This window comes from Streptomyces sp. NPDC008121, from assembly GCF_042957155.1.
In the GTDB taxonomy this organism is placed as follows: Bacteria; Actinomycetota; Actinomycetes; order Streptomycetales; family Streptomycetaceae; genus Streptomyces.
In genome coordinates this window covers 1-14,765 of sequence record NZ_JBIBHT010000004.1, presented here as the reverse complement: position 1 = coordinate 14,765, position 14,765 = coordinate 1, and the positions used below count along the sequence as shown (strand labels likewise).

Annotated in this window: 9 protein-coding genes; 4 read left to right on the top strand and 5 right to left on the bottom strand. The window is 74.1% G+C overall.

Going from position 1 to position 14,765, the window contains the following annotated elements:
* Positions 1-100: 100 nt before the first annotated feature.
* Both lhgO and ACFZBD_RS14355 read right to left on the bottom strand, forming a co-directional pair.
* The gene (gene lhgO / locus ACFZBD_RS14360) at positions 101-1,321 is read right to left on the bottom strand and encodes an L-2-hydroxyglutarate oxidase (protein ID WP_391139713.1); all 1,221 of its coding nucleotides are present in this window, start codon (positions 1,319-1,321) and stop codon (positions 101-103) included.
* A 60-nt stretch (positions 1,322-1,381) separates the two neighbouring features.
* Complete coding sequence (locus tag ACFZBD_RS14355) at positions 1,382-2,884, bottom strand: MFS transporter (RefSeq protein ID WP_391139712.1); 1,503 nt, start codon at positions 2,882-2,884, stop codon at positions 1,382-1,384.
* A gap of 543 nt (positions 2,885-3,427) precedes the next feature.
* On the opposite strand from ACFZBD_RS14355, the gene ACFZBD_RS14350 reads away from it, so the two are divergent.
* Positions 3,428-5,728: an asparagine synthase-related protein gene (locus ACFZBD_RS14350; protein ID WP_391139711.1), complete on the top strand. Its 2,301-nt coding sequence runs from the start codon at positions 3,428-3,430 to the stop codon at positions 5,726-5,728.
* 84 nt (positions 5,729-5,812) lie between these two features.
* Here the strand turns inward: ACFZBD_RS14350 and ACFZBD_RS14345 are convergent, their stop codons facing one another.
* Together ACFZBD_RS14345 and ACFZBD_RS14340 are read right to left on the bottom strand one after the other, a co-directional pair.
* Positions 5,813-7,801 carry a sigma-70 family RNA polymerase sigma factor gene (locus ACFZBD_RS14345; RefSeq protein ID WP_391139710.1) on the bottom strand — a complete coding sequence of 663 codons (1,989 nt, stop codon included), beginning with the start codon at positions 7,799-7,801 and terminating at the stop codon, positions 5,813-5,815.
* Positions 7,802-8,090: 289 nt separating this feature from the next.
* Positions 8,091-8,915: a TetR family transcriptional regulator gene (locus ACFZBD_RS14340; RefSeq protein ID WP_391139709.1), complete on the bottom strand. Its 825-nt coding sequence runs from the start codon at positions 8,913-8,915 to the stop codon at positions 8,091-8,093.
* Between the two features lie 405 nt (positions 8,916-9,320).
* Here ACFZBD_RS14340 and ACFZBD_RS14335 point away from each other — a divergent pair, with 405 nt between their 5' ends.
* Positions 9,321-10,637 (top strand): FAD-dependent oxidoreductase, encoded by a 1,317-nt coding sequence (locus ACFZBD_RS14335; protein WP_391140436.1) that lies wholly within the window; start codon positions 9,321-9,323, stop codon positions 10,635-10,637.
* Positions 10,638-10,745: 108 nt separating this feature from the next.
* The gene (locus ACFZBD_RS14330; protein ID WP_391139707.1) at positions 10,746-12,380 is read left to right on the top strand and encodes a SpoIIE family protein phosphatase; all 1,635 of its coding nucleotides are present in this window, start codon (positions 10,746-10,748) and stop codon (positions 12,378-12,380) included.
* A 40-nt stretch (positions 12,381-12,420) separates the two neighbouring features.
* Here ACFZBD_RS14330 and ACFZBD_RS14325 read toward each other — a convergent pair whose 3' ends face one another.
* On the bottom strand, positions 12,421-13,698 hold the full coding sequence (locus ACFZBD_RS14325; protein ID WP_391140435.1) for an MFS transporter: 1,278 nt from the start codon (positions 13,696-13,698) through the stop codon (positions 12,421-12,423).
* Between the two features lie 142 nt (positions 13,699-13,840).
* On the opposite strand from ACFZBD_RS14325, the gene ACFZBD_RS14320 reads away from it, so the two are divergent.
* On the top strand, positions 13,841-14,407 hold the full coding sequence (locus ACFZBD_RS14320) for a MarR family transcriptional regulator (RefSeq protein ID WP_391139706.1): 567 nt from the start codon (positions 13,841-13,843) through the stop codon (positions 14,405-14,407).
* Positions 14,408-14,765 lie beyond the last annotated feature (358 nt).

Sequence of the window (14,765 nt, the reverse complement as noted above, 5' to 3'; positions counted from 1 at the left end):
CGGGCTCGGCGAGGACGGGCCCGGAGGCCGGGCGCGGAAGGGTTTCACGGGACTCAGACACAATGCGGCAATTCTACGGGGCGCCCCGCGAAGCCCACGTCTACAGCAGCGCCAGCGCCCGCCGGGCGACCTCCCGGCCGATCGGAAGCGAGGCCGTGGCCGCCGGGGACGGGGCGTTCAGCACGTGCACCGTCCTCGCCGACTCGCGGATCAGGAAGTCGTCGACCAGGGTCCCGTCCCGGAGGACGGCCTGGGCGCGGACGCCCGCGTCGGCCCGCCGCAGATCCCGCTCCTCCACGACCGGCAGCAGCCTGCGCACCGCCTCCGTGAAGGCCCGCTTCGACAGCGACCGCCGCAGCTCGCCCGCGCCGTACCGCCAGTGTTCCCGTGCGATGGCCCAGGATCCCGGCCATGCCAGCGTCCCGGCGAGGTCGCCCGGGCGCACGACCGACCAGCCGTACCCCTCCCGGGCCAGCGCCGGCACCGCGTTCGGGCCGACATGGACACCGCCGTCGATGCCCCGGGTCAGATGGACCCCGAGGAAGGGGAAGGCGGGGTCGGGCACCGGATACACCAGGCCGCGCACGAGCGAGGGGTCGGCCAGTTCGTAGTACTCACCGCGGAAGGGGACGATCCGCATCTCGGGGTCGTCGCCCGCGAGGCGTGCGACCCGGTCGCAGTGGAGCCCGGCGCAGTTGACCAGGACCCGGCCGCGCACGATGGTGCCGGACGCGGTGCGGACGGCCACACCCCACGGCCGCCGGTCGATCGCGGTGACCTCCGAGCCGTACAGGATCCGGGCCCCGGACGCCTCGGCGAGCTGCGCCGCCACCGCGCCGTAGTCGCAGATCCCCGTCGTGCCGACGTGGATCGCCGCGAGACCCCGCACCCTCGGCTCGTACGCGCTGATCTGCGCGGGTCCCAGCTCCCGCACCGGAATGCCGTTCTCCCGGCCGCGCTGCACGAGCGCGTGCAGCCGGGGCAGCTCCTCGCGCGCGGTGGCGACGATCAGCTTGCCCGTCACCTCGTACGGCAGGTCGTACTCGGCGCAGAACTTGACCATCTCGGCCGCGCCCGCGACCGCGAAGCGGGCCTTCAGCGATCCCGGGCGGTAATAGATCCCGCTGTGGATCACACCGCTGTTGCGTCCCGTCTGGTGGCGGGCCGGGGCGTGCTCCTTCTCCAGGACGGTGACGCGTGTGCCGGGCGCGGCACGGGTCAGGGCGTACGCCGTCGACAGGCCGACGATCCCGCCGCCGATCACGAGCACGTCGCTGTCCACGTCCCGTACGGACGTCTGCGCCCCGGACACCTGCACCACCTCCCACCCCGATAGTGCACTGGCCCACTGACAATCCCGTTAAACCCGGTGGGACACGCGTCACGCCGGAGTCATGAGCAGCGGCCGGGCCCGCTCGCGCAGCTCCATGACCCTCGGCTCGTCGCCGTACGGTTCGAGCCGGTGCAGCAGATCGCGGACGTACTCCGTGGTCCGGGCGGACGAGATCCGTCCGGCCACCTCCACCGCGCGCGTGCCGGCGGCGCAGGCCGCGTCCAGATTGCCCGACTCCAGTTCGGCGACGGCCGACACCACGAGCCGCAGCCCGTGCGAGCGGACGTACTCCTCCGTCGGCCGGGACAGCGCCTGCTCGGTGAAGCGGCGCACCTGGCGCGGGGCCTTGAGGTCGCGGTAGCACTCGGCGGCGTCGGCGCAGAACCGGTCGTACGAGTAGAAGCCCAGCCAGGACGGGTCGGCGTCGCCCTCCCGGGAGCGCTCCAGCCACCCCTCGGCGGCCTTGAGCGCCGCGGCGGCGGCCGCCCCGTCGTTGGCCTTGGCGTGCGCCCGGGCCTCGACGAGCCGGAAGAAGGAGAGCGTGCGGGCGGTGGCGAGCCCGCGGTTGCGCTCCAGGGCGGCCTGGGCGAGGTCCACGCCCTCGTCGGCGAAGCCGCGGTAGGTGGCCTGGAGCGACATCGAGGCGAGGACATAGCCGCCGAGGGGGACGTCGGCGGCGGCGCGCGCGAGGCGCAGCGCCTGGATGTAGTAGCGCTGGGCGGCTTCCTGCTGGCCGGTGTCGAAGGCCATCCAGCCGGCCAGCCGGGTCAGCTCCGCCGTCGCGCCGAACAGCGCCCGGCCGACCTCGTCGGAGTAGGAGCCGAGCAGCAGCGGGGCCGCGTCGACGCGTAAGCACTCCGGGACCATGGAGGAACGCCAGTCGCCGCCGCCGTACTTGGAGTCCCAGCGGCGCGCGTCCTCGGCGGCCTCCCGCAGCTTGGCGACATCGCTGTGCCCCACGCGCGCGTGGAGGCCGGTCTCCGGCGCTTCCGCCGTCTCCTCGATCCCGCCCGGCCCGCCGATCCCGCCGACCCCGTCCGTACCACCGGCTCCGGCCGCCCCGGAGCGTCGCAGCAGCCGCTCCACGGAGGAGTCGGCGGGGGTTATCAGCCATCGGGAGGCGGGGGTGGCGTAGGCGCTGACCGCGAAGGATCCGGCCAGCGACTGCCAGATCCCGCCCCCGCCGGCCCGCCGACCGGCCAGATCCAGCCGGTAGAGATCGGTGGCGGAACGGACCGCCTCGCCCACGTCACGGGGGAAGGCGAGCCCCACTTCGGGCGCCGGGTCGGCGTCCGCGAGGCCGATCTCGTGGAGCGGCACGGGACGGCCGAGCTTCTGGCCGATCGCGGCGGCGATCAGATGCGGGGCGGCGCCCTGCGGCACCATCCCCTTCGACACCCACCGGGCCACCGACGTCTTGTCGTAGCGGAGCGTCAGCCCCCGCTGCGCCCCGAGGTCGTTGACCCGCCGGGCGAGGCCGGCGTTGCTGATTCCCGCGAGGGCGAGAACCGTGCCGAGCTTTTCGTTCGGCCCGCGTTGCTCCCTGGACATGACGCCACCCCTCGACCACCCAGACGGCCGCCGCGACACCGGGCATAAGCGTGCGGCATTCGTAAACACAGCGTAGTTCGCCGCATCCCTACCGTTAAGGGGCGGTGTGCCGTATGGCGGGATTGTTGTGTGGACCGGCCCGGGACGGCCGGACGGCGCACGGGGTCGCCGCCGCGGATGCCGGGGGCGGCGCCGGGGAGCGCGCTCCGGGTGTGTGGCCGTGCGCCCGGCCGTGCGCTCTCGCCCGGCCGGAGGGGGAGCGCTTCCATGAGTGCTGCGTGGGTCGGCCCACCCGGCTGAGAACCGGTGGGCTGGGGGATACCGTCGCCCCCTCCCCGCGGGCGGCGGACGGCTCCGGGAGGCGATCAGCGCCTCCCGGACTGCCGACGGCCGATGAGGCCCCCGAGAATGGCCGAATGACGACGGTGGGCAACTGGCCAATGCCAGAGGCCCATTCGCCTTTCGCGCACCCGGCCACGCGGCCCGTCCCGCGCGCTGTTGTCGTGGCAGCATGTCCTCCACCGAACGGACGTGGAGGCGCCGATGCGATGGCTGGTGGGCTGGAGCAGTGTCGCCGCGAGCTTCGGAACGGCGGGGACGTCCGGCTTCCCGGGCACGGCGGGAGCCTCCGGAACGGCGGGTTCCCCGGGCCCGTACGGTTCCCCTGGCCCGTACGGCTCCGCGGGCGCGCACGTCCACGGCTCCGCCGTCCACGGCTCGAACGGCTTCGCGGGCGCCGCGGGTTCCCCGGGTACGGCGGGAGCCGTGGGAGGCGCCGGCGGCATGGGCGGCGAGACGGCGGCCGAGGGGCGCACGCTGCACCCGGTGGGCGCACAACTTCTGTGGGGTGACCCCGATCCCCTGTGGGCGGTGGGCGATTGGCGCCCCGACGAGGTACGGATCGTCGGTGTCGACCCGCACAGCCGCCTCGCCGTCTTCGGCTGCTGCGCCGCGAGCGACGAAGAGCTGAGGAGCGGCCTGTTCGCCGCCCGCGGCGGCGCGTTGCGGCATCTCACCGCCTGGGCGGGCAGCTACACCGTCGTCGTCCAGGTCGGCCGCCGGATCACCGTCACCGGCGATCTGGCCGGCGCCCGGCCGGTGTTCCACACCCCGTGGGCGAACGGCACCGCGTACGCCACCGCGGCCCTGCCGCTCGCCGACCTCATCGAGGCCCAGCTCGACATCGGCCATCTCGCCGCACTGCTCGCCTGCCCCGAGACCCCGGAGGCGCTGCGCGACTCCACACCGTACGAGGGCGTGAAGCGGGTGCCGCCCGGCCACGCGCTGATCCTGCGCGAGGGCTCGCGCGAGATCACCGGCTACGAACCGGTGGCCTCCCTCGCCGTCGCCGCGGCGGAGACCGAGCCGCGACGGGCGGTGGAAGGGGTACGGGACGCGCTGGTCGAGGCGGTACGGGCCCGGCTCACCGCGCCCCGGCACGCCCCCGAGACACCGCTTCCGGACCCGGGGCCCGTCCCCGGCATGGGACCCGCGGAACGGCGGGCCGCCCGGGGCGGCGGGCCGGCGCCCGGGATCGGCGCCGACCTGTCCGGAGGCAGCGCCTCCGGCACGCTCGCCCTGCTGGCCGCCGGGCTTCCCGGAGTGCCCGGCACGATCCTGGGCCACGGCACCGGCGCCGGCGAACGGCTGCTCGCGGTCACCTTCAACGACCTGGCCACCCGCGCCGGCACCCACCGCGAGGAGGAGCTGGAGCGGGCCCGGGCGATCGCCGCCAACCCCCGGCTGCACCACGTCGTCGTCGCGGCCGGCGAGGAGGCGCTGCCCTACGCGGAGCTGGACGGACCGCTGACGGACGAGCCGGGCCCGTCCCTGGTCGTGGCCGGCCGGCACCGGCGGCGCCTCGCGGGCGGCAGCGCGGACCACTTCACCGGCCTGGGCGCCCGGCAGGTCCTCGACGCCCATCCGGCGCGCCTCGCCGACCTGCTGATGGACCGGCGCCGCAGATCGCTCGTACGCCCGGTGACGGCGCTCGCCAAGGCGACGGGCACCTCGGCGGGTTCGCTCCTCGTCCCGCTGACCGTCTACCGCGCGGCCCGCCGCCTGGCCCGTACGCCGTACCGCACCGGTCTGGAGGCCGCCGCGGCCACCCTCCTGGAGGCGAACCGGGCCCCGTCGGGCGCTTTCGGGCCCCTGGAGGCGTCCCTCTCCGCGCTGACCTGGTCACGGCCGGGTCCGGCGGCACGGTGGCTGACGGGGGAGGCCCTCGCCGAAGTATCGGTTCGCCTGCAGCGGGCGGCGATCCTGCCGGCGTCGGTGCAGCGCCCGGGGGAGGCACGCGCGCGTGCGGCGCTCGCGCGGGCCGCGGCCGACCACCGGGTCCTGGAGCAGGCGGCCGAGATCCGCGGCCAGCGGCTGCACGCGCCGTTCCTGGACAACCAGGTGGTACGGGCCTGCCGCGCCCTGCCCGAATCGCTCCGGGTCCAGCCGGGCGCCCGGGCGAACGTCCTGCGCACGGTCCTGACCGGGGCGGGCGTCCAGGACCTGCCGCCCGGCTGGGGCGCCCCGAACCCGGCGGTCCCGGCCGCCGCCGCCCGCGCGGGACTGCGCGCCGCCCTCCCCGACCTCCTCGCCGTCTTCGACGCCCCGCTCCTCGCGGACGCGGGCCTGATCGAGGCCCGCGTGGTCCGTGAGGCGCTGCGCGCGGCCGCCGACGGCGCACCGGTCCCCCTGGACGGCCTCGCCGACCTGGTCTCCACCGAACTCTGGCTCCGCCGCCTCCTGGCCCGCCGCGGCTCCTGCTGGACGGGCTCCGCCGCCCCGGCCCCCCGCCAACGCGCGGTCCCGGGGCCCCTGGTGCCGTCGTCCAGGTCGCTCATGGCGTAGGCCGTGCGGAAGTCCCGCCCGGCCCGCGACGGAGGCGTCCGGCTCGGGGGGACGTGTCCGTCGGGCGCCGGGGGAGGGGCCTGCTCAGGCGCAGGTGATCTGCGACTGCGCCCAGTCCGCGACGGCGACCCGGCCGAACGGCGTCTGGGGCTCCACCACCAGGCGGAGCGTCCGGTGGCCGGCGATGCCGACGTGCACCGGAACCGCCGGATCGCCCGGCCGGACCACGGCGGAGCGCCACAGCCGTCGACCGTCGCCGTGGACGGAGAAGCGGATGCCGCCGACTCCGAGGGGGGCGCTCATGTCGTCGATGCCGACGACCGCGTCGTAGCCGGTGCACTGCCGGTTGAGGTCGATGGTGAGCGAGGAGGGCGCCTGCACGGTCACGCCGTGCGCGTACCTCGTGCCGCTCATCGAGAGGCCGCGGCGCTGCCACAGGGGGCTGCTGTCACCGAGCCGCACCTCGGGCTTGGTGCCGTCGCCGACGATGCCGTACTCCAACCTGCTGACCTGGTAGAACGTCGTCGGCGCGGGCGGTGGCGGGGGCTTCGGCAGGGTCGGTGCGGGTGTCGGAGCCGGCGTGGGCGTTGGTTTCGGCTGCGGCTTCGGCGCCGGGCGTGGCGCCACCGGCCGGGTGGCGGCGGGCGTCGGCTCCGGCGCGGGGGCGGCGGCGCTCCGGGCAGGCGCGGGCGGCCGGGTGGGCGAGGGCTTCGGCTTCGGCTTCGGCGGGGAGACGGGCGTCGAGGGGACGACGGGGGCGACGGTCGGCGGCGTGGGCGCGGGCCCGGCGACCGGCCGCGGGTCGCCGGAGAGCGCCCACACCAGTCCGGCGGTCGCGGCGACGGCCACCGCGGCCGCGATCCCCGCCTTCACCGGTGCGCCGAGCCCTTCGGCGACGGCGGCGGACGAGGCGCCGGCCGTGCCGGACGAACCGGCGCCCGTGGCGGCGGCCGCCGCACCGGCCCCGGCGGCACCGGCGGCGCCACCGGCCACGGCACCCGCGGCCTTGAGCGAGAACCCGGCGGCGAACCAGCCGATGACGGCGACCGGCAGCAGCGCGGGGATACCGGCGTTGACGTGTGCCAGCTCCCCGGCGGCGAGCCGGCACTTGGCGCACTCCTCCAGATGCTTGCGCAGCCCGCGCTCGGCCCGCATCCGCAGCCCGCCGCGCGCGTGGGCGCCGAGCCGGTCGGCGTAGCGGGCGCAGTCCCCGCCCGCGGTGAGGGACTGACTGACGTGTGCCTGGAGGTAGGCCTGCTTCAGACCCTCCCGGGCCCGGCTGGCCAGGACTGCGGTGGCGTTGGCGGTCAGCCCGAACAGCGGGGCGACCTCGCTGGGTGATTCCTCCTCGACGGTGGTGTGCCAGAGCACGGCCTGCCAGCGCTCGGGCAGCGACCTGAACGCCTGCATGGCGAGGGACTGTTCGGCCTCGTGCATGGCCCGGACGTCGGCGCCGAGGTCCAGGGTGTCCTGGTCGGACACCTCCGAGCCGTGGGCGGCGTGCGCCGCGAACACCGCGAAGTCCTCGACCAGGTGCTCCCGCTTCCGGGTCCTGGTCCAGTTCGCGGCGACCCGCCGGACGGTGGTCAGGAGGTAGGCGCGTACCGCCTGCTCGGGTCCGGCCCCGCCCCGTACGGCCTGGAGGGTGCGGGCGAACACCTCCGCCGTCAGGTCGTCGGCGGTGTGCGCGTCCCGGCAGCAGGTCCGGGCGTAGCGCCGCACGGCGTCGGAGTGGCGTCGGAACAGCTCTTCGTACGCGCTGTCGTCGCCGCCCCGCATGAGCTGGATCAACTCGCCGTCGGAGGGCGGCAGCTCGACCGGCGGCGGCAGCACCCCGCCGTCGTCCGCGCCGTCCCGGTAGAACGTCCCGCCGTCGCCCTGCCTCGGCCCGCCGCGTTCGCGCTGCTGGGGGACGCTCGGCTCGGAACCCACGGGCGCGGCGCCCGCCGTGCCCCTGGGGGCGCCGGAGGAGCCTCCCGGGCCGCCCTGGCTCGGCACCTGCCGCACGGCCGGCCGGTCGGTCCCCGTGGCACCGCCCTGGCACAGCGGCTCGTCCCGTCCGTCACCGCTCATCGCGGAAGCCCCCGTACGCACGCCCTAGACCAGAACACCGGCCAAGCGTGACACAGGGCGCGGGCATGCCGAGCCCTCAACTCCACTTACCACTCGTCCGGGGCGACTCCCCCGGACGGGGCGTAACCGAGCGCCCGTTCCCATGAGTTCACACCCACTCATCCGCACGAGAGGTCGCGCGCCGTCCCGCGCGTTCACGACCCAGCAGGCACGGGCACGGGGCCAGACGGTTTCCCACCCGGGTCCCCGCCGCCGGACGCCCGTCGGCACGGCCCGACGGGCGACCCCGCTACCGCGACCGCAGGCCCTCCAGCAGGATGTCCAGGAGCCGGGCCGAGGCCGCCGCCTGCTGGACCGCGTCCGGCAGGGCGGGCGCCGCCGTGGCGATGACGAGGAGGACGTCCGCCACGGTCACGTCGGCCCGCAGCTCACCCGCCTCGCGCGCCCGGTCGACCAGCCGCCCGACGACCTCCAGGAGTTCCGCCGCACCGGCGTCGTCCTGCTCGGCCACCGGCACCGCGCGCGGCGCGATGACCCGGGCCGAGGCCTGGTCGCCGACGTTCCGCTGGTGCGGCACCCGCACCGCGTCCTCCGAGGAGCGCCCCTCGCCGACGGGCGGCTCGCCCTCGCCGGCCGTACCCTCGTCCACGCCGACCCTCAGCACCTGCGGCGGCAGCAGCCGTCCCGCGCCCGAGGCCACCGACGTCCGCAGGAACCGGGAGAGGGCCGACCACGGCTCCTCCTCCTGCCCCAGCGCCGTCCGCGCCTGATCGGTCAGACGGGCGGTCTCCTCCTCGGCTATCCGGCGCACCAGCACGTCCTTGCTGGGGAAGCGGCGGTAGACCGTGCCCACGCCGACCCGGGCGCGACGCGCCACGTCCTCCATCGGCGCGCCGTATCCCAGCTCGCCGAAGACCTCGCGCGCCGCGCGCAGGACATGCTCGAGATTGCGCTGCGCGTCCACGCGCAGCGGGGCCGCCCGGCCGATGCCCGAAGGCGCCGCCGGTATCCCGGCCGAGACACCCGACATCCCCGTCGGCGTGCCCGTACGTCCGTTGACATGGCCGTCCGTCGCCGCGACGACGGTCTGGCCATACGCATCCTGCATGTGCATAAGCGTTCCCCCGCTCATGATGTCTCCCCCCGGAGACTTCCCCGCCCTGACACGGGATCCCGGACCCCTGCCCCACGCTCTGGTCCGCGCACGGCCGTCCGATACCCCGACGAGGTACGAACATAGTTGAGTCGGGGTCAATTCAGAAGGGGGAGTTCCGTACGGTGCGCCCCCCGATCGGAGCAAGGACCGGAACTCTCCCGATTCCCGCCCTCCACTTCGTCCCGCGCGCCCGGCCTGACCTGCGCACTTCCCCCGGTACCCACCCCATGCGCCACCCCACGCCCCCGCACATCCGCGGTCACACAATTTGCCGGGCCTGTGGACAAACCCCGAACGGCGGTGCGTCATGGGACAGTGACCGAACCTGCGCGCATTCTCGTTGTCGGCGGTGGCTACGTCGGGATGTACACCGCGCTGCGCCTGCAGCGGCAGCTCAAGGCCGAGCTGAGAAGCGGTGCCGTCGAGATCGTGGTGGTCACGCCCGACCCGTACATGACGTACCAGCCCTTCCTCCCCGAGGCGGCCGCCGGTTCGATCTCTCCGCGCCACGTCGTCGTCCCGCTCCGTCGCGTCCTCGACAAGTGCGGGATCGTCATCGGCGAGGTCCACTCCGTCGACCACGCCAAGCGGACCGCGACCCTCTCCACCCTCGCCACCGAGGAGGAGGGCACCGGCACCGTCCAGCTCACCTACGACGAGCTCGTCATCGCGCCCGGCTCGGTCTCCCGCACCCTGCCCGTCCCCGGCCTCGCCGAGTACGCCATCGGTTTCAAGACCGTCGAAGAGGCCATCGGGCTGCGCAACCACGTCATCGAGCAGATGGACATCGCCTCCTCCACCCGCGACCCGGGCCTGCGCGACGCCGCCCTCACCTTCGTCTTCGTCGGCGGCGGCTACGCCGGGGTCGAGGCGCTCGCCGAGCTGGAGGACATGGCCCGCTACACCGCGCGGTACTACCACAACATCAAGCCCGAGGACCTGCGCTGGGTGCTCGTGGAGGCCACCCACCGGATCCTCCCCGAAGTGGGCGCGGAGATGGGCACGTACGCGATCCGCGAACTGCGCGCCCGCAACATCGACGTACGCCTCGACACCCGGCTCGAATCCTGCGAGGACCGCGTGGCCGCCCTCAGCGACGGCACCCGGATCCCCACCCGTACCGTCGTGTGGACGGCCGGCGTCAAACCCGCGCCCGTCCTCGCCGCCACCGACCTGCCCCTGAACGAACGCGGGCGGCTGAAGTGCACGGCGAAACTGACCGTCGAGGGCGTCGAACACGCCTGGGCCGCCGGCGACGCGGCCTCCGTCCCCGACGTCACCGCCGACGAACCCGGCCGGGAGTGCGCCCCCAACGCCCAGCACGCGGTGCGCCAGACCAAGGTCCTCGCCGAGAACATCGCCGCCTCCCTGCGCGGGCAGCCCCTCAAGGAGTACGCCCACGCCTACGCCGGTTCGGTAGCCTCCCTCGGACTCCACAAGGGCGTCGCCCACGTCTACGGACGTAAGCTCAAGGGCTACCCCGCGTGGTTCATGCACCGCGCCTACCACCTCAGCCGCGTCCCGACCTTCAACCGCAAGGCCCGCGTCCTGGCCGAATGGACCCTCTCGGGCCTGTTCAAACGCGAGATCGTCTCCCTCGGCTCCCTCGAACACCCTCGCGCCGAATTCGAACTCGCCGCCGCACCCCCGCCCCCGAAGAACGGCCCGAGGCCCGGCTGACACCGATGTCAGTGCGGTCGGTCACACTGGACGTGTGACCATAGGTGGGCTCACACCTGCACAGAGTGACTCAAGCACGGCCAACGACACCACGAGGCATACAGATCCGTGAACTTCACCCGTTGGAGCGCCCGGCTCCCCGGCACGCAGCGCCGCACGGCGGCGCGGGGGACCGAAGGCTCCGTGCCCGCGGCCCGCGGTGAGTACGGGCCGCAGCTGGAGCACCTCGCCGACGAGGCTGCCGACGTCCCCGCCCTGGACGACTTCTCCGTACGGGAGGTCATCGGCCGGCTCCCCGGCCTGCTCGCACTCGCGCACGGCCCGGAGCACCGCATCGCGTACGTCAACGACGCCTATGCCGCCGCCTTCGGCCCCCGGCCCGCCGGCGCGACCGTCGCCGACGCCTGCCCCGAGGCCCACGAGCTCGGCCTGCTGCCGCTGATGGACCAGGTCCTGCGCAGCGGCAAGCCCCGCACGGTCAAGTCCCGCAAGACCCGCGACGGCGGCTCGTACACCGTCACCTGCCTGCCGGTGGAGTCCTCGCGCTTCGCCGGCGGCGGTGTCCTCGTGCACGCCGCCGACGTCACCGACCACGCCGAGGCCGCCGAGCGGCTGCGCACCAGCGAGCGCCGCCACCGCGAGACCGCCGTCACCCTCCAGCGCTCCCTGCTCCCCCAGGAGCTGGAGCAGCCCGACGACCTGCGCATCGCCGCCACGTACCAGCCCGGCGGCACCGACGCGGCCGTCGGCGGCGACTGGTACGACGTCATCACCCTCGGCGCGGGGCGGACCGCGCTCGTCATCGGGGACGTGATGGGCCGCGGCGTGCGCGCCGCCGCCGTCATGGGCCAGCTCCGCACCGCCGTGCGGGCCTACGCCCGGCTCGACCTGCCCCCGCACGAAGTGCTCCAGCTCCTCGACGGCCTCGCCGCCGAGATCGACGCCAGCCAGATCGCCACCTGCGTCTACGCCGTGCACGACCCGAACGAAGGCAAGCTCGTCTACGCCTCCGCCGGCCACCTGCCGATCCTCGTCAGGGACGCGGACGGCTCCGTCCGGCGCGCCGCGGACCCCACCGGGCCCCCGCTCGGCACCGGAGGCTGGCTGCACACCTCCGGCAGCATCGCCCTGCCCCCCGGCTCCAGCGCCGTCCTCTACACGGACGGCCTGGTCGAGCGCCGCCGCGAGGACATCGACGAAGGGGTCGCCGCCCTGGAGCGGGCGCTCTCCGGCGCCACCGGCACTCCGCAGGTCGTCTGCGACCGGCTGCTGCGCTCGCTCGGCGTCACCGCCGAGCACGACGACGACGTCGCCGTCCTCGTCGTCCAGCACCCTGCCCGCAAAGGGTCCGACGCCGAGCTGTTCCACAACGCCGCCCTGGAACTCCTCGGCGGTGTCGAGGCCGCTCCCCGCGCGCGTGCCTTCGCGTCGGGCGTCCTCTCCAGCTGGCGCTTCCCCGTCGAACTGCGCGATCTGGGCGTCCTCGCCACCAGCGAGCTGGTGGCGAACTCCCTCCAGCACGGCACCCCGCCGATGCGCCTGCGGCTGCGCCGCACCGACCGGCGGCTGATCATCGAGGTCACCGACGGCGACGACCATCTGCCGCGCCGCCGCAGGGCGGAGACGGAGGACGAGGCGGGCCGCGGAATCTCGATCATCGCGACCATCGCCTCGTCCTGGGGGAGCCGCCGCACACCCGGCGGCGGCAAGGCGGTCTGGTGCGAGTTCGCCCTGCCGGACTGAGCCGGTCCGCTCGGGCCCGCGGGCCCATCGGCCCCGGGCCTCAGGCGGCCAGGGTCTCCTTCTCGGGCTGGTGGCGCGCCACCACCCGGGACGGCCGGGCGACGAGCGACGGCTGGTCCTGCTCGGGCGTGAGCTGCCTGCCGAGCCGCAGCGCCAGGAAGGTGATCCCGAGCGAGAAGAGCACGAAGGTCACGATGTACGGCCCGTGCAGCGCCGCCCCCATGGGCCCGCCCACGGCCGGTCCGACCGCCAGCGCGAGCTGCTTCACCAGGGCGAACGCCGAGTTGTACTGCCCGACCATCGCCTCCGGCGCCAGGTCGGCCACCAGCGGCGCCACCGTCGGCGACAGCATCGCCTCACCGAGCCCGAAGAGGGCGTACGTGGAGACGAACGCCGCCGTCGCCATGGCCTGGCTGCCGTGGCCGAGCCCCGCGTACCCGGCGAAGACCCACGCCACGGTCCAGATCAGACCGACGGCCGCGATCACCCGGCTCCGCCTGCGGCGCTCGACGAACCGCAGCACCACGAACTGGGCGACGACGATGACCGCCGTGTTGGCGGCGAGCGCGATCCCGAGCGTCGACGGCTGGATGCCGGCGGCCTCGGTCCCGTACGCCGCGAGACCCGACTCGAACTGCCCGTAACAGGCGAAGAACAGGACGAAGCCCAGGACGCACAGCTGCACCATGGCCTTGTGCCCCAGCAGCGCCCGTACACCGCCGCCCTTCGAACCGGCCGGCCGGCTGCCCTGGAGGGCCGGGGATCCCGGCATCCGCACGGTCAGCACGATCGCGGCGAGAACGAGGAACATCGCCGACTCGATCGAGAAGAGAAGAAGGAAGCTGCCGGGCCGGCTCTCGTCGACGAGCTGGCCGCCGATCAGGCCGCCGACGCCGAGCCCGAGGTTCTGCAGGAAGAACTGCATCGCGAAGGAGCGGGTCCGGCCGGCCGGGTCCGAGCACCAGACGATCATCGTCGCCAGCGCCGGCTGCATCACGGCCGTACCGGCACCGAGCAGCGCCGCGGACCCCACGACCGAGGCAACGCTGCCGGACAGCCCCATGCCCAGGGCGCCGAGCGAGGCCAGCACGGCGGCGACCAGAAGGACGGGGACGGGCCCGCGCCGGTCGATGGCGCGCCCGCTGAACGGAAGGACGACCAGCGCGGCCATGGCGAAGACGGCGAGCACGATGCCCGCCGTGGTCGCGCCCAGATCCCGCACCTGGGCGACGTACACATAGAGGTACGGAACGGTGAAGCCGAGTCCGAACGCGCTCAGCGCGCTCCCCGCCTGGATCCGGCGCATCGCTGCACCCATCGCCTTGGTCACACTCACCCACTTCGATCGCGGGTTCAGGCTTGTACCCCTGAACCCTGAAGACTTCAATCCTAAAGTTCGATCCTTAACTGTACACATCGAAGGACTTCAACGCCAACGTCGGCCGTGGAATACTCGGCGCATGTCCGACACACCCGAGCAGTCCGGCCCGCAGTCCCTGCAGGAGCCGAGCCTCGACGAGCAGATCGCCGCCTATCAGCGCGAGTACCGCGACCTCGACCCCCAGGTCGAGAAGGTGGTCTCGGCCCTCGGCCGCCTGAACCGCCGGATGAACGTCGCGTACGGCCGCCAGGTCGCCGATCTCGGCATCAGCAACGCCGAGTGGGAGGTCCTGAAGACCCTGGTCCTCTCGGGCGCCCCCTACCGCCTGGGCCCCGGCGAGCTGGCCAAGCGCCTCGGCCTCACCCCGGCCGCGATGACCCACCGCATCGACCGCATGGCGGGCGAGGGCCTGGTGACGCGCGACCGCGACGAGAACAACCGGGTCCGCGTGATCGTGGAGCTGACCGACGAGGGCCGCTCGAAGTGGCTCGAGGCGATGCGGATGGCGACGGACTTCGAGGAGGAGCTCCTCCAGGACCTGTCGAGCGACGAGCGCGGTGTCCTCGGCGAGATGCTGATCCGCCTGCTCCGCCGCGTGGAACACACCCAGCCGGACGCGGGCGGCCGGCTCACCGACCTGGACTGACGCCCCCTGAGGAGGGGGTGTCCGGCCCCCACCGGGCGGGGGTTGACACGCCCCGTCCGTATCCGTAGTGTTCTCCGAGTTGTCACGGGGCCGGAACGGTTCTGCGGCAGCCACTCCCGCCGCTGATGCGGCAACTCAACCCAGCACGATCTCCCGACCGGGACGAATTTCGGCATGCCGAAATTCATTTCGAAAACCTCGATTATGAGGGACCCGGGAAATCCGCTAGAGTTTGAGCGTCGGAACGGCCCAACAGCCGCGAAGACAACTCCCGCTGACTGGGAATCAGGCCCGAAAGGATCTGATAGAGTCGGAAACGCAGGAAGGCCGAAACGGGAAACCGAAGAAGCCGGAAAGC